Source organism: Streptomyces sp. NPDC006430 (assembly GCF_040612395.1).
Taxonomy (GTDB): Bacteria; Actinomycetota; Actinomycetes; order Streptomycetales; family Streptomycetaceae; genus Streptomyces.
Map to the genome: position 1 here is coordinate 1 of NZ_JBEXQA010000051.1, position 20,802 is coordinate 20,802.

Below are 20,802 nucleotides of genomic sequence, written 5' to 3' on the forward strand. Positions count from 1 at the left end.
GAGGTCTCCTTCGACATCGACGCGAACGGCATCATGCACGTCACGGCCAAGGACCTCGGCACGGGCAAGGAGCAGAAGATGACCGTCACCGGCGGCTCCTCCCTGCCCCGCCAGGACATCGACCGCATGATCCGCGAGGCCGAGCAGCACGCCAAAGAGGACCGCCGCCGCAAGGAAGACGCCGAGACCCGCAACAGCGCCGAACAGCTCGTCTACCAGACCGAGAAGCTGCTGCGCGACAACGAGCCCAAGATCTCGGCCGACCTCAAGACCGAGACCGAGACCGCGATTGCCGAGCTGAAGGAGAAGCTCAAGGGCCAGGACACGGCGGCCATCCGCACGGCGACGGAGCGCGCCGGCACCGTCGCGCAGAAGGTCGGTACCGCCCTCTACGACACACGAGGGGCTGCCGCGGGCGGTGGCGGGCCGGAGCCCGACGCAGGGTCGTCCAGCACGGACGAAGAAGTCGTCGACGCGGAGATCGTCGACGACGAGAGCCCGAGGGGAGAAGCCCGATGAGCTCACCGAAGTCTTCCCACGGACCGCGGAAGCAGCCACCCCCCATCGTGATCAGGGACGAACGACGCATCGGCCCCGTAGCCCTCCAGCTCAGGGCAGCCGACAGCGGCGTTCCCGAGCACACGGAGACCCGATCGGGCCCACAGGGAACCCCCGGCGCCGCCCCTGCCCGGTCTCCTACCAGCGGTCCGGCGAAATCGACCAGCCGACCTGCCGGGTGGTTCGCTCACCGTGACCTGGGCCGGGCGCAGGAGGTGTTGTCCGGACCGGGCGGACCCGGCTGATCACGACCAGTGCCGAGAACGCCAGGGAAGAGCGGCAGTCCGCCGGCCGTCCGGTACGGATTCCCGTACGCGTACGGTCCGCGCAGCGTGCTGGTCAGGACAGGTGGAACTGGTCGCGGTGTGCGCGCAGCCAGGTTCGGAAGTCCTGCAGGCCGGGGTGGAGGGCACGGACGGCGTCGAGGTCGCGGGCGGTGGTGAAGGCATGCTCGCAGTCGGCGTAGTACTGGAACATGTTGCCGGCCTCGTCGGCGCCGGGGAATCCGAGCGCGCGGAAGGCGTCCGGTGTCAGGGGCCGGTATCGCACCGGTTCACCCAGTGTGTCGGTCATGGCGGTGGCCATCTCGGCGACCGTCAGGTGCTCGCCGGCGATGCTGACGGTGGCGCCGATGAAGTCGGTGCCACCTTTGAAGATGGCCAGTGCGGCCTTGCCGATGTCGTCGACGGCGATGCCGGAGAGCTTCCTGTCGCCCATGGGGTAGACGAGTTCGTAGGTTCCGTCCTCGCCGCGCTGCGGGGCGAACATGGTCTGCAGGTTTTCCCAGTAGAACGTGGTCCTCAGGAACGTGATGGGAATACCGGCGTCGGTGAAGAAGTGGTCGGCCTCCGCCTTGGCGTCGAAGTGCGGCACCTTGTAGGAGCCCTGCAAGGTGGGCATCCGGTCGTCGTCGAGCGGAATGCACTCGCGCGTGTCCTCTAGCGTGGACCAGATCGCGTGCTGCACCCCGGCGTGCCCGGCTGCCCCGGCCAGTGCAAGCGCCTGCGTCTTTTCGTGGGCCGCGGACATGTCTTCCCAGAAGTTGGTGACCAGGAAGGCGCCGTAGGCACCTTCCAGCGCCGGTGCCAGGCTGGCCTCGTCATCCATGTCGGCCCTGACCACCTCGGCGCCGAGGCTCTCCAGCTCCCTCGCCCGGTCCGAATCCGGCCTGCGGGTCACGGCCCGCACCCCGAAGCCGCTGTCCTTGTCCTGCAGCGCCGCCCTCGCCACCGCCCCGCCCTGCTGCCCCGTCGCCCCGAACACGGTGATGATCCGTCTGTTGTCCATCGCCAGCACCTCTCCCTGCCGCAGCTGCCCATAGGAACCTGGTAGCAGGAACCTACGGCGGCCACACCCCCGGCCGCGCCGTACACGCCGAGACACCCAGGGCCGCCCGCTCCGATAGGTCCCCGATGCCTCCGGGGTCCGGAACACTCCGGTACGAGGCACGCCGCGGGGGTCACCCGAAAGCGGATCGGAGTGCCGGAGCGGAACGGCCCGGGTAGGTGCGCCGCTCCGGCGGAGCCTTAACGGCCTCGACCTGCGCGAGGTCAGCGGTGGTGGGCGGGGTGCGGCTCGCGTCTTTGTCACCCGGTCGGGTGTGCCCGGACGCCGGGAAGGGAGGCTGGTGGTTGTTGTTCTTGGTGGGCGTCAACGCGAGGTTTTTTTGGTGGGATTCACCTGGCGGGTCGGTTGGTGTGGGGGGAGGGTGGTTGTTGGGGTGTGGTTGCCGTACCTGCTTTTCGGCTTCGGCGGGGCGTGCGCGGGGGCGGGGGCTGTCGGACAATGGTTGCAGTCCGGGCGTCGGCCCGGCGGACGCTCCGGGCCGGTACCCGGACTGGGAGCCCGGCCCGATTCCGGCGGGCCGGGCTCCCTGCTATGCCGTCGAGGTCAGGACCAGTCCTTGCCCTCGTGGTGGTGCTTGATTACCCGGAAGCTGCCCACGACGCCGTTTTCGACCTTGATGCCGTCCTTCTCGTGGTGGCCCGGGTTCACGCCGTCGCTCTGGCTGTGGGGGCCGACCGTGGCGATGGGCGAGCCGTTGTCACAGACCGCGCCGGCGAAGACCTCGACAGTGTTGCGGGTGTCGTTGCGGACGTTCAGGGTCTTGGCGCCCAGGCCGCTGATGACGGTGATGCAGTCGCCCGGGTGGCCCGAGAACGACCGCTCGTTGATCTGGATCCGGCCCTCGTGGCGGTCCCGGTCCTCATAGCGGTCCCGGCCCTCATAGCGATCCCGGCCCTCGTCGCCCTTGCTCGCATTGCCCTTGCCCGAGTCGCCGCCGAAGGGCGCCTGAGCCACAGCAGCCTGCTGGACAACCCGGGCCGGCTGCTCCGGGTAGGAGGCGGCCGAGGCGTAGGTGATGCCTGTCGCGGCCAGGGCTGCGGCGGCCGCGATGCTCGCGGTGACAGCGGTAGAGCGGGTGATCTTCATGCAACTTCTCCTGTCTCAGAGGAACCGGCTCTGCGGCCGGCACGGGAGTAAAAGTACTAATGGCTGATACGACTTTCGTATCGCGACATGCCGGAAATCTGGCACAAAGGGCCGAATGGGGTACTTCGAGCGCTCTCCCGTCGCCAAATGAGGCGTCAAGTGACCACAATTCAGCCGGAGTTGAAGAGCGCTTAGCCCTTTAGGTTGACCATCTGACGTCGGCTCACCATTCGGCGGAAAATGGCGACCTGGATGGATCGCGGCCCTGAGGAGACGAGAAGTCTCACGGCCCTTTCCGGCGCAAGCATGCGTGAGCGAAGGAGAATTGGGCGACCGACATACGCCCTGGCGCAAATGCCCAATACACCAAAGGCGTCCATGACCCAAAGCGCCACCCTCACCACGCTCGACAAATCACCCGCACGCCGCACCCCTTTTTGCGCTCAAGCGAGGCCGACTTCAACAAGATCGAGACGGTTCGCGCGGACGCCATGCCATAAGAGGAGGCGGCGGCGGTACCGCTACGGTGCGAAACCGCAGCCCGCCCTCCGTCCCACCATTGCTTCGCCTATCGAAATTCGATAGATTCCCATCGTGACTCGATGGAAGGATGGAGCATGGGAAAGCTGACAGTGGGTGCGCTGCGCGCCGTGCTCGTGGTGGTGCTCGCCGGCACCGTGTTCGTACAGGCAGGGATGGTGTGGGCGTTGGTCAGCGGGAGCGACCCGGAGGACGGGGCACTCCCGCTGACCCCGCTGCGCGTGATCACGATCCTGGGCCTGATGTCGGTCCAGGTCGCCCTGGTGTGTGTATGGCGGCTGGTGACGATGGTGCGACGCGGAACCGTGTTCTCCCACGCAGCCTTCCGGTACGTGGACGGCGTGATCGGCGCGATCGTGGGTGCTGCCCTCGTGTGGTTCGCGGTCACGGCCATCAATGCGCCGGGCCAGCGGGACGATCCCGGCGTCACCGTCATCATGGGCGGAATCGGCGTGGCCATCCTGGGCGTCGCACTCCTCGTGCTCGTGTTGCGTATGCTGCTCGCCCAGGCCGTTGCGCGCGACGTCGAAGCCGCCCAGATGCAGGCCGAGTTGGACGAGGTGATCTGATGCCGATCGCCGTCGACATCGACGTGATGCTGGCCAGGCGGAAGATGTCCGTGGGCGAGCTCGCAAACCGCGTAGGGATCACGCCCGCCAACCTGGCGGTACTCAAGAACGGCCGCGCCAAGGCGGTACGCTTCGCGACGCTCGCCGCGCTCTGCGAGGTGCTCGAATGCCAGCCGGGCGACCTGCTGCGCTGGGAGGCCGAGGACACCGCAGGCGGATGACGCACCCCAGGACGGGCGTCAAATCGCCCGGCAGCGCCGGCCCGTGACACGGCACGTGCACCGCATGGACATCGATCGCCGATCACCCGCGGCACCCTCCCGCCCCCGTTGGGTACATGCCGAGACCTGCTCAACTGCGCGACGGAATCGATGTGTTGGGACACAAACAAAGCATGGGCCGGACCGGGAGCTGCTTCGGCAACGCCGCCGCGGAGAGCTTCTGGGCTGTGCTCAAAGAGGAGATCGGCACCCGCTTCTGGTCCGACCGCGCGACCGCCCCCGCCGGCATCTTCGACTTCATCGAGACCTACAACAACAGACGCCACCTGTGCAAGCACGTCCACTGGGCTACCTCACACCCCACGAGACACGCCTGCGCTGCCAGCAGGACCAGGCCCTCGCAGCGTAACGACGAACTTCGTGTCCAAGACCACGGGGAAACTTCACCCTGCAGCACTGCCTGGTGCTGCATCCCAGGACCCGACTGGGATCCAGCAGGAACTCTGGGCCCACCTGACCGTCTACCAGGCACTGCGCCGAGCCATGACCGAGGCCGTCGAGACACTCCCCGGCACCGACCCGGACCGGGACGCATCACACCGGCCCTGCTGCAGGATCTGCGCCCACCCAGCCGGGCCCGCGTCAACCCGCGCAGCGTCAAATGCCCGATCTCCCGCTACGCCACACCGCCCCACCAGACGCAAGTCCTCGGCACCTCCAAGATCACCAGCACCAGCGTCACCGTGTGCCTTCCGCCGGGCCCGGCCCCGGCCCCGAGGGACGCCGTTACCGCACGCTGCAACTCCTGCGAACCGGTCCCCGCCGCATCTGGCGCGCATGTGAAATCGCCCGTGGTATCGGACTGGACGACACCCAAGGACTACGCGCGGAACTGGGTCGCCGGGTCCGCGAAGGAATCCTCCGCCGTACCGGGCAGGGCCTCTACACGTCTACTCGTTGTGGTTCCAGGGCGAGAAGGGCTACAAGCTGCCCCGAGGCAGTGGGTTCGGCCGTGAGCAGGCCACGTTGATCCGTGCCACGCAAGTGGCGCTCGCTCAGTTGAACACCACGCCGGAGACGGAGCGGGTCAAAGGACGTGTGGGACTTGGCCGTGTTAGGGCACACGAGCACGGTGCCGTTCACCGCGATCACGCACTCGGCGCTACGGGAGGCGATGAAGGTCTGGATCTACGACGATCTGCCGCGTCGGCGGAACAAGAACGCCGTCCACCACGTCCGCGGGGTCGTGGCCGCGGTGGCGATGCTGCCCGAGATCAGGCGTCTGCAACGCCCCGGTCGTGGGGAAGACCCGGCCGGGTGGGGTCGGCGCGACATCGTCGCGTTCACCAACCCATGGGACACCTGACCGCGAGCGGGAAGCTGAGCGAGTCCCGCCGTCTGGCGTTCACCCGGTTCGTCCGCCGGGTCCTGCTGTGGTTTCACACCCTGGGCCCGGCCGGGCCGGGCGGCCTGCTGGAAGGCATGCCGGTCGACTTCGCGCTCTGGCCGAAGGACGTGCCCGACGAGCAGGAGGACACCGAGGCCGGCCGTGACCTGCCCGAGGAGGGGATGCGTGTCCTCTGCGCGAACCTCGACCTTCTGGAGGCGATGAGCAACGCCGAGATCCGTATGGCGACCGAAGTCCTCATCGACACCGGCCGCCACCCCGACCAGATCTACATCCTTGCGCCGGACTGCCTGGAAGCGGATCCCGACGGGTCCCCGTCCTGATCTACGACAACCACGAGGCGTACCGGCTCGGTCGCAGCCTGCCCATCGGCGGCGAGACCGCGGACGTGGCCCGACGCCGGCAGCAACGCCTACGGGCCCGCGGGCGTTGCCCCTGAGGAGTGGACACCTGTTCGCGTCGTTATGCGGCGAGTGTCAGGGTAGCTGACTGCTGTTCGTAGACGATCGCTGCCTGCTGTCCGTTTGCCGAGTGTCGTCGGCGGGTGTTGTAGCGCATGGTCCAGTGGAAGACCGCCAGGCGGCAGGCACGGGCCTCGTCGTAGCGGCGGGCACCGAGGAGCGTCTCGCGTTTGAGGGCCGCGTTGAACGACTCGGCGAGTGCGTTGTCCGCGCTCGTACCGACCGCGCCCATGGACTGCGGCACCTCCAACTCGGCACAGACAGCAGCGATTTCACGAGAGTACTGCGCCCCGTGATCGCTGTGGAACACGGCTCCGGCCAGGGTGCCGCGGGTCGCGGCAGCTGCCCTGAGCGCGTCGGTGACCAGCTCGGTGCGCATGTGGTCGGCGATCGACCAGCCCACCAGGCGGCGCGAGAAGCAGTCGATGACGGTGGCGAGATACAGGAGCTCGCCGTCGCCCACCGGCAGGTAGGTGATGTCGCCGACGTACTTGGTATTCGGCGCACTCGCGGTGAAGTCGCGCCGGAACAGGTCCGGCACCGGTGTGGCGGACGGTTCGGGCGCGGTGGTGCTCACGCGCCTGCGCAGCCACAGTCCGGCGATGCCGCTTCACGCCCCAGGCGCGGTGGTGGTCTTCAATGAACTGGAAGCGGTTCACCAGGTCATCTCTTGTGCGAAAAACTTCGTCGCCTTACGCAGGATGTCGCGCTCGGTGGCCAGTTTCTGCATCTCCTTGCGCACCGTCGCCAGCTCCCGGCGCAGGGCCTCGTTCTCGGCCTGAAGCTCCTCGGCCATCGGCGGGGAATCCACCGTGTTCTTCTCCGTGCTCGTGCTCGTCGTGCTGCCCCCGCCATGGCGGGCCCGCTCGGCCCGCACCCAGTTACGCAGCGTCTCCCGGCTGATCCCCAGACCCTTGCCGATGCCCTCGAACGTGTGTCTCGGGTCCGACAGGTGCAGCGCGACAGCGTCCGCCTTGAACTCGGGCGAGTAGACCTTCATCACCATAAGAGATCCCTCCTACCCGGCCCCTGCCTGGGCCGGGCTCAGAGGTGTCCACCACTCGGGGGACAGGTCCCCGCCTCCCCGACGTCGCACGGGCCGCCCGAAGCTGTTGCCACGGCCGAAGACCAACCCGAGGGCACCAGCCTCGACTAACCGCAGGCCAGACGTCTGCTGATCACCGCCGATGCCGGCGGCTCCAACGGCGGCTACCGCACCCGGGCTTTCGAGACCGAGTTCGCTGCGTTCGCCGCCGGGACCGATCTGGCCGTTACGGTCTGCCACATGCCGCCGGGCGCATCGAAGTGGAACAAGCCGGCGGCGGCGTCGGCGGCGGCGTCGGTGCGCCCGGGACGTGCAGCACCGCCTCCGCCCCCGGGCCGCCGCCACACCATCCGCCACACCATCAGCGAGATCCGGCGACTGATGGGCCAGCACGCACATACGCCCCGGCCCCGAGCAGCACACCTCAATACCCTGGCAGAACTTTTCGTCCATGCCGCCGCACACGGCGCGACCCTCACGACAGAGACAGGCCCTTATTAGCCTCGATCTTTCGTGACGGTCCGCCAGTTCAGTGGCGGGCCGTTTCGGTTTGTTCGGCGGGCTGTGGGCATGCCGATGTCTCGGCTGTCGTGTCGGGTGGGCGTCGGGGCTCCCACCTGCGGGTTTCGCCGGTCAGGGCGAGCATGGGCATCCATGCGAGCAGGTCGAAGGCGATCTGGGTGATCTCCAGCCAGATCTGGTTCTGCGCGGTGTCGTGCAGGGGCAGGTTGCGCAGGCCGGTGGCGCGGACGTTCCTTGCGGACGATCAGTCGCATTCCCGCAGACCAGCGCTTGGGGACGTCTCCGTCGATCTCGGCGACCCAGGCACCCGTCGCGGATCTCGCCGCCGGGCTCGACGGCCGCCGTCCAGGCCGGGGCGGGGACCTTCAGGACGGCCTGGTGAATCTGCTCGGTGATGGTCATCCCGACCGAGTACGACAGCCACCTGCCCCGCTTGGCGAGCCAGGCCACGAACTCGTGCGTCCCGCTGCCGGAATCGGTACGAATCAGTGTCTGCCGTCCACGCCGATCGCGTTCGGCAGCTGGGCCAGCGCCAGCCCCGCGACGTTGATGTGATCGCTCGCGGTGTTGCTACCCGCGTTCCGGGCCGCAGCAGGCCCGCGACCGGCTCTCCGCCGCCTGCGCTGCCGGGTCGACGAGGCCCATCAAAGGGTGGTGTCCGAACGACTTCTTCCACATCGCGGCGGCGTCCTACTTCTCGGAGTGCGCCAGCACGAGCACGCCGTCCAGGTCCACGATCACGTGCCCGTCGGCATCCGGGGCAGCAGCCCCGGCCATCTTCCAGACGTGTTCGCGGACTTCGGCCCGCGCGGCCCGGATTGCGGTCAGGGCCTTCGACCCGGCCCCGGTGAGGGTGTCGATGAACCGGGAGACGGTCGGGTCGGAGGCCACCGGCCCGAACACGGCCGGCTCGGCCCGCAGCGTGCCCACATCGGCCAGGCAGTTCCCGCCGAGTGCGACCGCCAGGACCACATCCAGCAGGTTCCTCCCCGGATCGTGCACCGCCCGCGGCTTCCGCCACGGCGCCAGGGCCGCCCATATCGCATGATCCAGCCCGGTCTTGCGGACCGTCTCCACCAGCAGCACCGACCCGGCCTGCGAGACCACTCCGCGGCCACCACCCTCGACACGGACACGCGGACACGACCCGATGCTCTTCTTCACCTGAGGAGTGCAGCTTGCCGTACCTGCTTTTCGGCTTCGGCGGGGCGTGCGCGGGGGCGGGGGCTGTCGGACAATGGTTGCAGTCCGGGCGCCAGCCCGGCGGACGCTCCGGGCCGGTACACGGACTGGGAGCCCGGCCCAATTCCGGCGGGCCGGGACTCCCTGCTATGCCGTCGAGGTCAGGATTAGTCCTTGCCCTCGTGGTGGTGCTTGATTACCCGGAAGCTGCCCAGGACGCCCTTTTCGACGTCGATGCCGTCCTTCACGTGGTGGCGCGGGTGCACGCCGTCGCTCTGGCTGTGGGGGCCGACCGTGGCGATGGGCGAGCCGTTGTCACAGACCGCGCCGGAGAAGACCTCGACAGTGTTGCGGGTGTCGTTGCGGACGTTCAGGCTCTTGGCGCCCAGGCCGCTGATGACGGTGATGCAGTCGCCCGGGTGGGCCGAGAACGACCGCTCGTTGATCTGGATCCGGCCCTCGTGGCGGTCCCGGCCATCATAGCGGTCCCAGCCGTCGTCGCCCTTGCTCGCGTTGCCCTTGCCCGAGTCGCCGCCGAAGGGCGCCTGAGCCACAGCAGCCTGCTGGACAACCCGGGCCGGCTGCTCCGGGTAGGAGGCGGCCGAGGCGTAGGTGATGCCCGTCGCAGCCAGGGCTGCGGCGGCCGCGATGCTCGCGGTGACAGCGGTAGAGCGGGTGATCTTCATGCGACTACTCCTGTCTCAGAGGAACCGGCTCTGCGGCCGGCACGGGAGTAAAAGTACTAACAGCTGATACGACTTTCGTATCGCGACATGCCGGAAATCTGGCACAAAGGGCCGAATGGGGTACTTCGAGCGCTCTCCCGTCGCCAAATGAGGCGTCAAGTAACCACAATTCATTAGGAGTTGAGGACGCTTAGCCCTTTAGGTTGAACCATCTGACACCGGCTCACCATTCGGCGGTGTGTGGTCGCCGGACCCCACCGAGGTGAGTGCATAGCGCTGGGCGAGGGGCCCGCCCCGGAGCGGAGGCTGAGACCGCCGACTTCATCTGCACCGTCTGGCAACGGCCCGACGCGGCCATCTGGGAGGTCCGCAGCGTCCCGGAGCACTTCACCCAGTCCGAGACGATGTGCTGGGTCGCCCTCGACCGTGCCCTGGACCTCGCGAGGCGACAGCTGGACCCAGACCGGCACACGGCCAATGGCAGCGCGAACGACGGGCTACCGCAGACTTCGTCGAGACCTGCTGCTTCAGCGAGCGACTGAACAGCTACGTACGCTCCGCCAACGGCGACGACCTGGACGCAAGCCTCCTGCTCGGCCTGCTGGACGGCTACCGCCCGTCCGACGACCCACGCGTGCGCGGCACCGTCTCCGCCGTCCAGGAGACCCTCCGAGAGGGCCCCTACGTCAGCCGCTACCTTGGCTCCGACGGTGTCCCCGGCCGTGAGGGCGCCTTCCTGGCGTGCTCGTTCTGGCTCTCCGAGGCCTTCGCCCGATGCGGCCGCATCGAGGAAGCCGTATCACTGATGGACCAGCTCGTGCCTTTCGGTAACGACGTCGGCCTCTACAGCGAAGAATTCGACCCCGCCACGGGCGCCTTCCTCGGAAACATGCCCCAGGGCCTGTCCCACCTGGCTCTGATCAGCGCCGCATGCGCGATCGGGGAGGCCACACGATGAGCATCTGGGCCGCGCTGCCGGGCGGATTCGTCGGCACCCTGGTCCTCACCACGAGCCTGCGCGCGGCCAACACCTTCCACCTCACCCGCATCGAGCTGCCGTTCCTGCTCGGTACCGCTTTCACCAGCGACCGGACCCGTGCCAAGGCCCTCGGCTACGGGGCACACTTCGTCAACGGCCTGATCTTCGCCCTGATCTACTACGCGGTCTTCGCCGGCATCGACTACAGCAGCTGGTGGCTCGGTACGATCTTCGGCCTCGTGCACGGCCTTCAGGCGAGTCCGGACGTCGTCGCGCAGGTCGGCGCTGCAGAGGCCGACGAGCAGCGGGTCATCGAGGAAACCGCCCTCTACCTCGCTGAACGGCAGCCGGTCATGGACCTACCTCCGCTGGTCGACCTCGATGATGTCGCGGCCGCCTACGGTGACCACTACATCGCCGAGCTGAGTCGCGCCTCAAGGATTCCTGACGGGCCGCACGGTGAACCTGGCCTGTTGGTCCCCGTCACCGCGCCAGGGGCATGCGGCCCCTACCACGGCGCCTCAGGGAGGAAAGGGGGCCTGCGGGTGCTGCGGCTCCCGTGGCAGCCCAGCGATCACGGCGCCCTTGCGCAGCACGTCGCGGAGCATGGCGGGGGTCAGGGTCCGGGTTGACATGTTGCGCTGGCTGGGGTGATACCCGCCGATCAGGTGCATCCGCCGTTCACCGTCTGCGTCGGTGAGGAGGGCTTCGGCGCCGTGGCCAAAGGCCGGCCGGGGGCGGGGCAGCTCCCAGCCTCCGCTGGTGAGTACGGGCAGCAGTGCCTGCCAGGCGAAGCCGCCGAGCACCACGATGGCCCGCAGTGTCGGTCGCAAGAGTTCCACTTCGCGGGCGAGCCACGGACGACAGGTGTCGCGCTCGGTGGTGGTGGGCCGGTTGCCGGGCGGCGCGCAGTGCACCGGCACCGTGATCCGCACCCCGTACAGTTCCAGGCCGTCACCGCGGTGTGTGGCGGTCGGCTGGGAGGCCAGGCCGAGGTCGTACAGGGCGGCGTACAGCACGTCGCCGGACGGGTCGCCGGTGAAGATCCGCCCGGTGCGGTTGCCGCCGTGCGCGGCCGGTGCCAGACCGACGATCGCCAGCGCCGCGTCCGGCGGGCCGAACCCGGGCACCGGCCTCGCCCAGTACTCCCACTCCCTGTATGCCCGGCGCTTGACCAGGGCGACCTCTTCCCGCCAGGCCACCAGGCGCGGGCAGGCCCGGCAGGTGCTCACGGCGGCGTCCAGCCTGCTCACGTCACGCATCCGTGGTGCGGTCGCGGACGGGAAGCGTTGTGCCTGTGGAGTGGCAGGGCCGGAATCGGGCACGCCGTACTCCTCTCCTGCGGGCTGAGGGCGCGGGCGTCTGTCGCGGTGTCTCTGGCCGGCCCACCTCGGCCCACCCACTCGGCGACTAAAATTGGGTGAGACGAACGCATCCGCTCCCACCTGGGAGGTCACCGCTGTCCACCGGCCCCGGGCGGGGAGCGGCCGATCGATCTTAAGGGTGCCGTCATGGCCAAACAGATCACCTATCGACGAGTCTACGAGGAGAGCTCACCCAAGGACGGCAAGCGGGTGCTCGTCGACCGAGTCTGGCCGCGGGGCATGCGCAAGGAGGACGCGCACCTGGACGAGTGGCTGCGGGATGTCGCCCCGACGAGCGAGCTGCGCAAGTGGTACAGCCACGAGCCCAGCCGCTTCCGGGAGTTCCGTCGCCGCTACCTGGCCGAACTGCGCGATGCCGGACACCGCGACGCCGCGGAGCATCTGCGGGACCTGGCAGAGCACGACAAGCTCATGCTGTTGACCGCCACCAAGGACGTGGACCACAGCCAAGCCGCTGTCCTGGCGGAGTGGCTGACCGAAACGGTGTCGAACACACGAGGGCCACAATGACGGCGAGCGGCGGACTCCGATCGTCGACGAGGGATACGGTGCAGCACAAATAGCAGGTCAACGCACCCTTCCCCTGGGCTTCAGGTGGGTCGGAGGTAGTTCCGGGGCAGGAAGCGGAGGGCCGTCGTAGCCCTTCACCTCACGTTGCCCTGGTCCCTCGCCCGATGGCCCCTTCAGCGGCTCCAGGTCGCCACGTCAGGCGAGTTCGCTCAGGTCGAGCGGCAGGTGCCAGGAGTTGCGGCGATGGGCAGCCTCGTATGCGGCCTGGAGCGGGGACGGGGGCACGGTCAGGACGGGGCAGGCCGCGTGCGCGAGGACGTAGCGGGCGACCGAGGGGCGGAGCAGGCGGCGTACCGGTCCCCGAGTGCCCGCGCCCACCACGAGCAGGTCGTCCGGGTCGGGGGCGGCGTCGACGAGCGCCGCCCCCGCCGTGCCCCGCACCGTATAGCCCGAGAGGGTGACGCCCAGGTTCTTCGCGTCGAACGCGGTGTCGAGGACCTCGCGCAGCCGCTCCTTGGCAGCCGACCGGCACAGGGCCAGGGCCGAGACTCCGCAGGAACCGCGGCTTCCCCGTTCACCGCCCGGAGCCTGCCACGCCAGTACGGCGCACAGTTCCAGCCGCCGCAGCCGGGCCTCAGCGGCGGCACGTTGCAGTGCCGACAGGCTGCCCAGGCTTTCGCTGACACCGACCACTACCCTCGGCACGGACCCTCCCTCACTACGCCGTTCAGGTGATTCATCCAATGGCAGAGACGAACTACGGGGCCCGTTCTCTGACGGTCTTCTGACGCGGTCGGCCGCGATTCTTACGCGTTGCTGACGCCTCCCCCTCCGGCCGTCAGCGATCCGTATGAACTATGCCGGTCGTCGTCAAGATTCCATCAGGGGCAGGCCACATGGGCGCTCGTGCGGGGATAGCTTTCGAGTGCCGCCCCGGACTGCCTCCCCGCACCGGGGCGCCATCTTCCAACACGGTTCCTCAAGGAGGGCCCATGTGCTTGTTCCAGTACGACGACGACCCCGAGCCGGAAGAACGCGTCCCGGCCGGACTGCTCTACGTCCCCGTCCGGCCGGGAATCACGCAGGTGGTGGTGCGCATGTTCCGCACCCCGCTGGGCGCACGTACGGCGGTCGGCTTCACCGACCCCGGTCGGCTGGCCGCCACGTTCGGCGCGGAGCAGCCGTGGATCCGGCTCTCCGAGCCGGCGCTCCGAGCCATGGCCCAGCCGCTCGGGGTGGTGCTGCTGACCGTCGACCCGACGTTCACCGCTCCCGCGGTCACCGGGTCCGTCGCCACCGGCTCCCCCACGACCGGTCCCGCTCCGACACCGGCGGCACAGCGTGTCTCTCCGGCCTCGGCTGCCTGACAAAGGGGTGATCGCACGATGACCACTGCAGTCATACCCAGGCCGCAATCCGGAACGGACGACTTCTCTGTCTGGCCGGCGTCCACGACCCGGCTCGCGCACGGCGGCCTCGCTGTCGGCGGAGTGGACCTCGCGGACGTGGCGGCCCGGTTCGGTACTCCGGTCTACGTCCTGGACGAGGGCGAGGTGCGCGAACGCTGCCGGGCCTACCGGAACGCGTTCCCCGAGGCCGAGGTCCTCTACGCGGCGAAGGCGTTCCTCTCCCGCGCGATGGTGCGCTGGGTGCAGGAGGAGGGAATGGGCCTGGACGTCTGCTCGGCCGGGGAGTTGGAGCTGGCCGTCACGGCTGGGTTCCCGCCCGAGCGGATCGTGCTGCACGGCAACGCCAAGTCACCCCGCGACCTCGACAGCGCGCTGCGGCTCGGAGTGGGGCGGATCGTCATCGACAGCCCGTCGGAGATAGCCCGGATCGCCGCCGCCGTGGGACCGGGAGGACGCCAGAAGGTGATGGTGCGGGTCGTACCGGGCGTCTCCGCCGGTGGCCACGACAAGATCCGTACCGGTACCGAGGGCCAGAAGTTCGGCCTTTCCGTGGCCGACGGTTCGGCGCAGCACGCCATCGCCCGTGTCCTCTCCCAGCCGCAGCTGGAGCTGATGGGGCTGCACTGCCACATCGGCTCCCAGATCACCACCGTGAAGCCGTACCTCACTGCACTGCGCCGCATGGTGGGGCTGATGGCCCGCATCCGCGACACCAGCGGGGTCGTCCTGCCCGAGCTGGACATGGGTGGTGGCCACGGCATCGCCTACCGGCCCGGCGAACCCGCCCTCGACGTCACCGCCCTCGCCCACAGGCTGCGGGGCGAACTGGTCGAAAGCTGCGCCGCCGCCGGAATGCCCGTCCCTCGCCTGCTCATCGAGCCTGGCCGTGGCGTCGTCGGGCCGGCAGGGGTCGCCCTGTACCGGGTCCTGGCCGTGAAGCACACCGGGGACACGGTGTTCGTCGCCGTCGACGGCGGCATGAGCGACAATCCGCGGCCCGCCTTGTACGGGGTCCGCTACGCTCCCCGACTGATCGGCCGGACTTCTGCGGCCGGCTCCCGTACGGCCACGGTTGTCGGGCGGCACTGCGAGGCAGGGGACGTGCTCGCCGCCGGGGTGGAACTGCCCGGGGACGTCCGGCCCGGCGACCTGATCGCCGTACCGGTGGCAGGGGCGTACCAGCTGTCCATGGCCTCCGGCTACAACATGGTGGGCCGACCCCCGGTGGCCGCGGTCCACGAAGGCACTGTACGGCTCCTCGTCCGCCGAGAAACCCTGGAAGACATGCGCCGACGCGACATCGGCCCGTAGCGACCGTGTCCACGGCCGGTAGCGCCGAGGGCCGACACGGTCCGGCGGACGGGACGGCCGGCGCCCCAGACAGCAGTCACAGCAGACGTATCCCGCCGGTCCCCCGCTGTTGCGGGGGACCGGCGGGATACCTTGCGCTTCCCATCCGGAAGTGGTCAGCCGGCGTGGACGTGCGGCCGACGGTCGCGGTCGGGTTCGGCTTCGCGGATGACCTCGCGGGTGACGGGGGCGACCTCACCCTGGCCGAAGAGGAAGAACCGGAAGAAGTTGGCCATCGGGTTGCCCTCGGTCCACTCGAAGTAGATGTGCGGCCGCTGCCCCGTCTCGTCGCGGACGTGCAGGAGGAGTGCGGCGAGTGCGTTGGGGATGCTGGAGCTTTCCAGGGTCAGGACGCGGTAGCGGTCGTGGAGCACTTCGCCGCGCACCCGCATGCCGGATTCGAACTCGGACGCGTCCAGGACGGTGACCTCGACGAACATGACGTCGTCCTCGGCCGGGATGTCGTTGTCGGCGCGGATCTGCTGCTTCTTCAGCCGGTACTCGTCAAGGTCCCGGCTGTCCGGCTCGTTGGCAATGAAGCGGATCGTCCGGTTGGCGGTGTCGCGGATGAACCGCTGGGCCATGTCATCGAATTCCATGTGGGTGACGCGCAGCTCGAAAACGCGGGCGAGGCGGGAGAGGAGGGACAGGGCCATGATGCCCGCGATGAAGCAGGCACCGATCTTCACGCCGTCCGGCCGCTCGGCGACGTTGACGGCCGTGGTGTAGACGAAGACGGCCGAGATGACGCCGAAGCCGATCGTCCAGCCGCGCTCGCCGGCCCGACGGGCGGCGATGGTCACGGCGACGGCGGCCGAGGTGATCAGGACGAGGACGCCGGTGGCGTAGGCGCCGCCCTGTGCGTCGACGTCGGCGTTGAAGATCCAGGTCACCAGGAACGCGATCAGGGTGAACACGATGACCATCGGGCGCAGCGCGCGGGCCCACTGCGGGGCCATGCCGTAACGGGGCAGGTAGCGCGGCATCAGGTTCAGCAGGCCCGCCATCGCGGAAGCGCCGGCGAACCACAGGATCAGGATGGTCGAGACGTCGTAGACGGTGCCGAACGCGGAGCCGATGTACTCGTGCGCCAGGTAGGCCAGGGCGCGTCCGTTGGCCTCGCCGCCGGGCTCGAACTGGGCCGGCGGGATCAGCAGCGTGGTGATGAAGCTGGAGGTGATCAGGAAGACGCTCATGATGATGGCCGCGGTGGTCAGCAGCTTCTTCGCCCCTCGGATCCGGCCGACGGGCTTGTCCTCGGTGTCGTCGGGGTCGCCCTCGACGTGGGGCATGACGGCGACGCCGGTTTCGAAGCCGGAGAGGCCGAGGGCGAGCTTCGGAAACACGATCAGCGCGATGGCGATCATCATGAAGGGGTTGCCGTGCTCGGCGGTCAGCGCCGCCGTCCAGTCGGTGATGACCTGCGGCTCGGTGAGGACCTGCCACAGGCCGACGGCCACGACGACCACGTTCAGGCCCAGGTACACGGCCACCAGCACCACGGCGACGCCAATGGCCTCGCTGAACCCCTTGAGGAAGACGGCGCCGAGGAGCGCGATCATGATCAGGGTGATCAGCACCTGATGGCCGTCCAGGGTGCTGGTGAGGTGCGGGTTCTCCACCAGGTGCGCGGTCGCGTCGGCCGCCGACAGGGTGATGGTGATGAGGAAGTCGGTCGCCGCGAAGCCCAGCAGGGTCAGCACGAACAGCTTGCCCTTCCAGAACGACAGCAGCTTCTCCAGCATGGCGATGGATCCCTCGCCGTGCGGGCTCTCCTCGGCCACCCGCCGGTAGACGGGCAGTGCGCCGAAGAGGGTGAGCAGGACCAGCACGATCGTCGCCAGGGGCGACAGCAGCCCGGCGGCCAGAGCGGCGATGCCTGGCTGGTAGCCGAGGGTGGAGAAGTAGTCGAGGCCCGTCAGGCACATGACTCGCCACCACGGCCGACCGTGCGGCTGGGCTGCTGCTTCCTTGGCGGCGGGCGAACTGATCTGGGCGGTCAAGCCTTCCAGCATCCACGCGCGCAGGCGCGAGGAGCGGGCAGGGGTGGCCATCGTGGGGTGCTCCTGTCGTACGGCAAAGAATCAGCCGTCGACGTGACGGCTGAGCCAGCGTACGCAGCAGGATCATTCATGCACGCGCGTGGGTCGATCCTGACGCTTCCTTAACGCGGAGGAAGCCTCCTATAGCGTAGGAGACACGGCTGCGGTGGGGTCGGCGCCGACTCCGGCCCGGCAGGAGCTCTCATCCGAGGCCGGGGATGGTGGAGACCAGGAGGTCGATGAGCTTGATGCCGACGAAGGGCAGGATCAGGCCGCCGAGGCCGTAGACGCCGAGATTGCGACGGAGCAGGTCGTGCGCGGAGGCCGGCTTGTAGCGGACGCCGTGCAGGGCGAGCGGGATCAGCGCCACGATGATGAGGGCGTTGAAGATGATCGCCGAGGTGATGGCGGAGGTCGGGCTGCTCAGCCCCATGATGTTGAGGGCACTGAGTCCGGGGTACGCGGACGCGAACATCGCCGGAATGATCGCGAAGTACTTCGCGACGTCATTGGTGATCGAGAACGTGGTCAGCGCGCCCCGGGTGATGAGGAGCTGCTTGCCGATCTCGACGATCTCGATGAGTTTGGTCGGGTTGGAGTCCAGGTCGACCATGTTCCCGGCTTCCTTGGCGGCCGAGGTGCCGGTGTTCATGGCTACGCCGACGTCGGCCTGGGCGAGTGCCGGGGCGTCGTTCGTCCCGTCGCCGGTCATGGCGACGAGCTTGCCGCCCGCCTGCTCCCGCTTGATGAGAGCCAGCTTGTCCTCGGGGGTGGCCTCGGCGAGGTATTCGTCCACGCCCGCCTCCGCGGCGATGGCCCGGGCGGTCAGCTCGTTGTCGCCGGTGACCATGACCGTACGGATACCCATGCTGCGCAGCTCCGCGAACCGCTCCCGGATGCCGTCCTTGACGACGTCCTTGAGGTGGATGATGCCCAGGACCCGCGGTCCGTCCCAGTCGTGCACGGCCACCAGCAGCGGGGTGCCCCCGGACTCGGACACCGACGCCGACCAGGTGACGGCTTCAGCCGGAACGGTCCCACCGCGCGCCGCCACCCAATCGCACACCTGCGTCACCGCACCCTTGCGGATGGCACAGCCCGCTCCGTTGTCCCAGCTCAGGTTGACGCCGCTCATCCGGGTGCGGGCGCTGAACTCCGTGAAGCGGGGGTTGCTGAGATCCTCGGCGGCGGCCGGCCGGAGCCCGTGCTGCAGCGCCAGGGCGACGACCGACCGGCCTTCGGGTGTCTCGTCGGCCAGCGAGGACAGCTGGGCGGCGTCCGCGAGCTTGATGTGGTCGACGCCGGGGAGCGGGATGAAGGCAGCGGCCTCGCGGTTGCCGTGGGTGATGGTGCCGGTCTTGTCGAGGAGGAGGGTGTTCACGTCGCCGGCGGCCTCGACGGCGCGGCCGCTCATCGCGATGACGTTGCGCTGGACCAGGCGGTCCATGCCGGCGATGCCGATGGCGGAGAGCAGGGCGCCGATCGTGGTCGGGATGAGGGTGACGAGGAGCGCGACCAGCACGGTCGTCGACTGGGCGGCGCCCGCGTAGGCGGCCATCGGCTGGATGCTGACCACGATCAGGATGAAGATGACGGTCAGGGCGGCCAGCAGGATGTTCAGCGCGATCTCGTTCGGGGTCTTCTGCCGCGACGCGCCTTCCACCAGGGCGATCATCCGGTCGATGAAGCTGTTGCCGGGGCGCGAGGTGACGCGTACGACGATCGAGTCGGACAGGACGGTCGTCCCGCCGGTGACCGCGGTCCGGTCGCCGCCCGATTCCCGCAGCACCGGCGCCGATTCGCCGGTGACGGCCGACTCGTCCACCATCGCCGCCCCGTCCACCACATCGCCGTCGGCGGGTACCAGTTCGCCGGCTTCCACGAGGACGAAGTCGAAGGGCTGGAGCTCGGCCGGGGTGACGGCCTCCGTTCTCGCCTGCCGCAGGTTCGCCCCGTATGTCCAGTGCTCCAGGCGCAGCGCGACCGTGTCCGTACGAGCCTTGCGCAGGGATTCGGCCTGGGCGCGGCCCCGGCCCTCGGCGACCGCCTCGGCCAGATTGGCGAACAGGACCGTCAGCCACAGCCAGACGCTGATCACCCAGGTGAAGACGGACGGGTGGATGAGGGCGGAGAGGGTGGTGAGTACGGAGCCGACGGCGACGACGAACAACACCGGCTTCTTGACCAGCTCACGCGGGTGGAGCTTGGCGACGGCTTCCCTGGCAGAGGTGGCGAGGAGCTCGGGCTCCAGCATGTTCACCCGGCCGGGGCGTTTCCGGGAGGGCCGGTTGAGTGGGGTCCGCGGCGGGGTCCCGAGACCCGGGGGAACGTGCTGGGCGGCGGCGGAAGCCATGAAGAGACCTTCTGGTGAGTGCGGTTGGGGCACCCCCTCGTCGGCGGTGGCGGACGGGAGGCGGGTGCCCGGGTGAAGGGTGTCGCCGCCGGAGGTCCTCTCCATCGACCCCCTCGGCCGTCATGTGAGTGTTCAAGACCCCCGGCAGCGCAACAGGCATGAAATTACTGCCTGTTGGTCATGGGATCCCCTTTCCGGCAGGGGAATTGGCACCGTCTTGACGGCGGCGTACGGGTCGCGTCAAACCGCCGTCAAGGGTGCGTCAACGAGCCTCGGACGTGACGCGGAAACGCAGTCGGCAGATCACCGCGTCGGTGTCCCGCCGGACGGCGTGGGCGACGACCGAGCCACGCTGGTTCTGGAGCAGCCGCTGCCACAGGCGGGCCGGTTCGGTCTCCGGGATGAGCACGGTGACCTGGGTTTCCGGGTGGGTCCGCGTCAGCTCGCGCACGTAGCCTGACACCGGACGTCCGAGGGACCGGGTCTGCGAGGAGAGCTCGATCAGCTCCACGCCGGGCTTCCACAACTCCCAGTCCCGCCGCAGTGCTTCGGCTGCCTGCCGATCCTCGGGAGCGGGGTGCTGTTCCCGTACGCGCCGGCCGCCGCCAGCACCAGCACGATCGACTCCGGCCCGTACGCCACGGACGCCATGGCGTCGAGTGACAGCGCGGCGAGTGCCTGCAGCGCGGTCAGCTTGTGCCGCTCCCCGGTCACCGCCACGGGCGTCGCCACGCCGGTATCAGGAGGCTCCTCCGTGCCGAGAGCCCGTCCCGCGGCTGCCGGCTTTCCCATGCTTGTGGACATCTTCGCTGTTCCTCCGTTGGGCAAAGTGAGGCCAGCGTCGGGACGCCCCGGCAGGATGACCAGTGCTCTTGGCGAGACCCATACGGCGGGTGCCGCACTCTTCACGCGCTCCTGACGCCGGGGGCGGAAAGTCGTAAGGGGTGCGTCAAGACCGCGCCAGGGCGCGTGGCTCCCCCCGTCGCCCGGGGCCATGCTTGAAGGGGGCGACACACGCCCGATGCCTTCCAAGGAGACGTGCCAATGAACGCAGAGAACGTGGTCGGGCTCATCATCGCCCTCGCCCTGCTCGGCTATCTGGTGACCGCCCTGATCAAGCCCGAGAGGTTCTGAGTCAGGATCGCCCTG

The 20,802-nt window shown here is 68.9% G+C and carries 20 protein-coding genes and 5 pseudogenes; 14 read left to right on the plus strand and 11 right to left on the minus strand.

What is annotated here, in order from left to right:
* On the plus strand, positions 1-519 hold a 519-nt coding region (locus tag ABZZ20_RS34705), incomplete at its 5' end, for an Hsp70 family protein (RefSeq protein ID WP_356876641.1).
* A gap of 378 nt (positions 520-897) precedes the next feature.
* Here the strand turns inward: ABZZ20_RS34705 and ABZZ20_RS34710 are convergent.
* Positions 898-1,845, minus strand: coding sequence for an NmrA/HSCARG family protein (locus ABZZ20_RS34710; RefSeq protein ID WP_356876643.1), 948 nt, complete (start codon positions 1,843-1,845; stop codon positions 898-900).
* A 603-nt stretch (positions 1,846-2,448) separates the two neighbouring features.
* Complete coding sequence (locus ABZZ20_RS34715; RefSeq protein WP_356876645.1) at positions 2,449-2,991, minus strand: hypothetical protein; 543 nt, start codon at positions 2,989-2,991, stop codon at positions 2,449-2,451.
* Between the two features lie 617 nt (positions 2,992-3,608).
* On the opposite strand from ABZZ20_RS34715, the gene ABZZ20_RS34720 reads away from it, so the two are divergent.
* The 5 genes and pseudogenes from ABZZ20_RS34720 (at position 3,609) to ABZZ20_RS34740 (ending at position 6,052) form a co-directional block, all read left to right on the plus strand.
* Positions 3,609-4,100 carry a DUF2975 domain-containing protein gene (locus tag ABZZ20_RS34720; protein WP_356876647.1) on the plus strand — a complete coding sequence of 164 codons (492 nt, stop codon included), beginning with the start codon at positions 3,609-3,611 and terminating at the stop codon, positions 4,098-4,100.
* Positions 4,100-4,321 (plus strand): helix-turn-helix transcriptional regulator, encoded by a 222-nt coding sequence (locus tag ABZZ20_RS34725; RefSeq protein ID WP_356876649.1) that lies wholly within the window; start codon positions 4,100-4,102, stop codon positions 4,319-4,321. Before ABZZ20_RS34720 ends, ABZZ20_RS34725 begins: the two co-directional genes overlap by 1 nt.
* A 445-nt stretch (positions 4,322-4,766) precedes the next feature.
* A pseudogene (locus ABZZ20_RS34730) lies at positions 4,767-5,270 on the plus strand (IS4 family transposase); the annotation flags it as partial.
* Between the two features lie 156 nt (positions 5,271-5,426).
* On the plus strand, positions 5,427-5,687 hold the full coding sequence (locus tag ABZZ20_RS34735) for a hypothetical protein (RefSeq protein ID WP_356876651.1): 261 nt from the start codon (positions 5,427-5,429) through the stop codon (positions 5,685-5,687).
* On the plus strand, positions 5,675-6,052 hold the full coding sequence (locus ABZZ20_RS34740) for a hypothetical protein (protein ID WP_356876653.1): 378 nt from the start codon (positions 5,675-5,677) through the stop codon (positions 6,050-6,052). Before ABZZ20_RS34735 ends, ABZZ20_RS34740 begins: the two co-directional genes overlap by 13 nt.
* A 139-nt stretch (positions 6,053-6,191) precedes the next feature.
* Here ABZZ20_RS34740 and ABZZ20_RS34745 read toward each other — a convergent pair.
* Positions 6,192-7,196 (minus strand): annotated as a pseudogene (locus ABZZ20_RS34745) (IS3 family transposase).
* Between the two features lie 150 nt (positions 7,197-7,346).
* Here ABZZ20_RS34745 and ABZZ20_RS34750 point away from each other — a divergent pair.
* Positions 7,347-7,736, plus strand: a pseudogene (locus tag ABZZ20_RS34750) (hypothetical protein); the annotation flags it as partial.
* Between the two features lie 100 nt (positions 7,737-7,836).
* Here the strand turns inward: ABZZ20_RS34750 and ABZZ20_RS34755 are convergent.
* Both ABZZ20_RS34755 and ABZZ20_RS34760 read right to left on the minus strand, forming a co-directional pair.
* A pseudogene (locus ABZZ20_RS34755) lies at positions 7,837-8,921 on the minus strand (IS1380 family transposase); the annotation flags it as partial.
* A gap of 185 nt (positions 8,922-9,106) precedes the next feature.
* Complete coding sequence (locus tag ABZZ20_RS34760; protein WP_356876655.1) at positions 9,107-9,625, minus strand: hypothetical protein; 519 nt, start codon at positions 9,623-9,625, stop codon at positions 9,107-9,109.
* A 266-nt stretch (positions 9,626-9,891) separates the two neighbouring features.
* Between ABZZ20_RS34760 and ABZZ20_RS34765 the strand changes: the two genes are divergently transcribed.
* The 3 genes from ABZZ20_RS34765 to ABZZ20_RS34775 are packed head-to-tail and all read left to right on the plus strand — an operon-like array spanning position 9,892 to position 11,236.
* Positions 9,892-10,167: a glycoside hydrolase family 15 protein gene (locus tag ABZZ20_RS34765; protein ID WP_356876657.1), complete on the plus strand. Its 276-nt coding sequence runs from the start codon at positions 9,892-9,894 to the stop codon at positions 10,165-10,167.
* A complete protein-coding gene (locus tag ABZZ20_RS34770; RefSeq protein WP_356876687.1) occupies positions 10,164-10,583 on the plus strand; it encodes a glycoside hydrolase family 15 protein in 420 nt (139 codons plus the stop codon). Before ABZZ20_RS34765 ends, ABZZ20_RS34770 begins: the two co-directional genes overlap by 4 nt.
* Positions 10,580-11,236 (plus strand): hypothetical protein, encoded by a 657-nt coding sequence (locus ABZZ20_RS34775; protein WP_356876659.1) that lies wholly within the window; start codon positions 10,580-10,582, stop codon positions 11,234-11,236. Before ABZZ20_RS34770 ends, ABZZ20_RS34775 begins: the two co-directional genes overlap by 4 nt.
* Here ABZZ20_RS34775 and ABZZ20_RS34780 read toward each other — a convergent pair.
* Complete coding sequence (locus ABZZ20_RS34780; RefSeq protein ID WP_356876688.1) at positions 11,126-11,866, minus strand: uracil-DNA glycosylase; 741 nt, start codon at positions 11,864-11,866, stop codon at positions 11,126-11,128. The two genes, ABZZ20_RS34775 and ABZZ20_RS34780, sit on opposite strands and share 111 nt — an antisense overlap.
* A gap of 249 nt (positions 11,867-12,115) precedes the next feature.
* Between ABZZ20_RS34780 and ABZZ20_RS34785 the strand changes: the two genes are divergently transcribed.
* Positions 12,116-12,499, plus strand: a complete 384-nt coding sequence (locus ABZZ20_RS34785; RefSeq protein ID WP_356876661.1) for a DUF488 family protein — start codon at positions 12,116-12,118, stop codon at positions 12,497-12,499.
* Between the two features lie 195 nt (positions 12,500-12,694).
* Here the strand turns inward: ABZZ20_RS34785 and ABZZ20_RS34790 are convergent, their stop codons facing one another.
* Positions 12,695-13,204, minus strand: coding sequence for a universal stress protein (locus ABZZ20_RS34790; RefSeq protein WP_356876663.1), 510 nt, complete (start codon positions 13,202-13,204; stop codon positions 12,695-12,697).
* A 287-nt stretch (positions 13,205-13,491) separates the two neighbouring features.
* Between ABZZ20_RS34790 and ABZZ20_RS34795 the strand changes: the two genes are divergently transcribed.
* Both ABZZ20_RS34795 and lysA read left to right on the plus strand, forming a co-directional pair.
* Positions 13,492-13,866, plus strand: coding sequence for an SAV_915 family protein (locus tag ABZZ20_RS34795; protein ID WP_356876665.1), 375 nt, complete (start codon positions 13,492-13,494; stop codon positions 13,864-13,866).
* An 18-nt stretch (positions 13,867-13,884) separates the two neighbouring features.
* Positions 13,885-15,219 (plus strand): diaminopimelate decarboxylase, encoded by a 1,335-nt coding sequence (gene lysA / locus ABZZ20_RS34800; RefSeq protein WP_356876667.1) that lies wholly within the window; start codon positions 13,885-13,887, stop codon positions 15,217-15,219.
* Positions 15,220-15,374: 155 nt separating this feature from the next.
* On the opposite strand, the gene ABZZ20_RS34805 is transcribed toward lysA, so the two are convergent.
* From ABZZ20_RS34805 to ABZZ20_RS34820, 4 genes and pseudogenes are all read right to left on the minus strand, one after another.
* Positions 15,375-17,312: an amino acid transporter gene (locus ABZZ20_RS34805; protein ID WP_356876669.1), complete on the minus strand. Its 1,938-nt coding sequence runs from the start codon at positions 17,310-17,312 to the stop codon at positions 15,375-15,377.
* Positions 17,313-17,502: 190 nt separating this feature from the next.
* On the minus strand, positions 17,503-19,653 hold the full coding sequence (gene kdpB, locus ABZZ20_RS34810) for a potassium-transporting ATPase subunit KdpB (protein WP_356876671.1): 2,151 nt from the start codon (positions 19,651-19,653) through the stop codon (positions 17,503-17,505).
* Positions 19,654-19,915: 262 nt separating this feature from the next.
* Positions 19,916-20,227: pseudogene (locus ABZZ20_RS34815) on the minus strand (amino acid permease); the annotation flags it as partial.
* Positions 20,155-20,457, minus strand: a complete 303-nt coding sequence (locus ABZZ20_RS34820; RefSeq protein WP_356876673.1) for a hypothetical protein — start codon at positions 20,455-20,457, stop codon at positions 20,155-20,157. The pseudogene ABZZ20_RS34815 and the gene ABZZ20_RS34820, both read right to left, overlap by 73 nt.
* A gap of 240 nt (positions 20,458-20,697) precedes the next feature.
* Between ABZZ20_RS34820 and kdpF the strand changes: the two genes are divergently transcribed.
* Positions 20,698-20,787, plus strand: a complete 90-nt coding sequence (gene kdpF / locus ABZZ20_RS34825) for a K(+)-transporting ATPase subunit F (RefSeq protein ID WP_063785315.1) — start codon at positions 20,698-20,700, stop codon at positions 20,785-20,787.
* Positions 20,788-20,802: the final 15 nt, after the last annotated feature.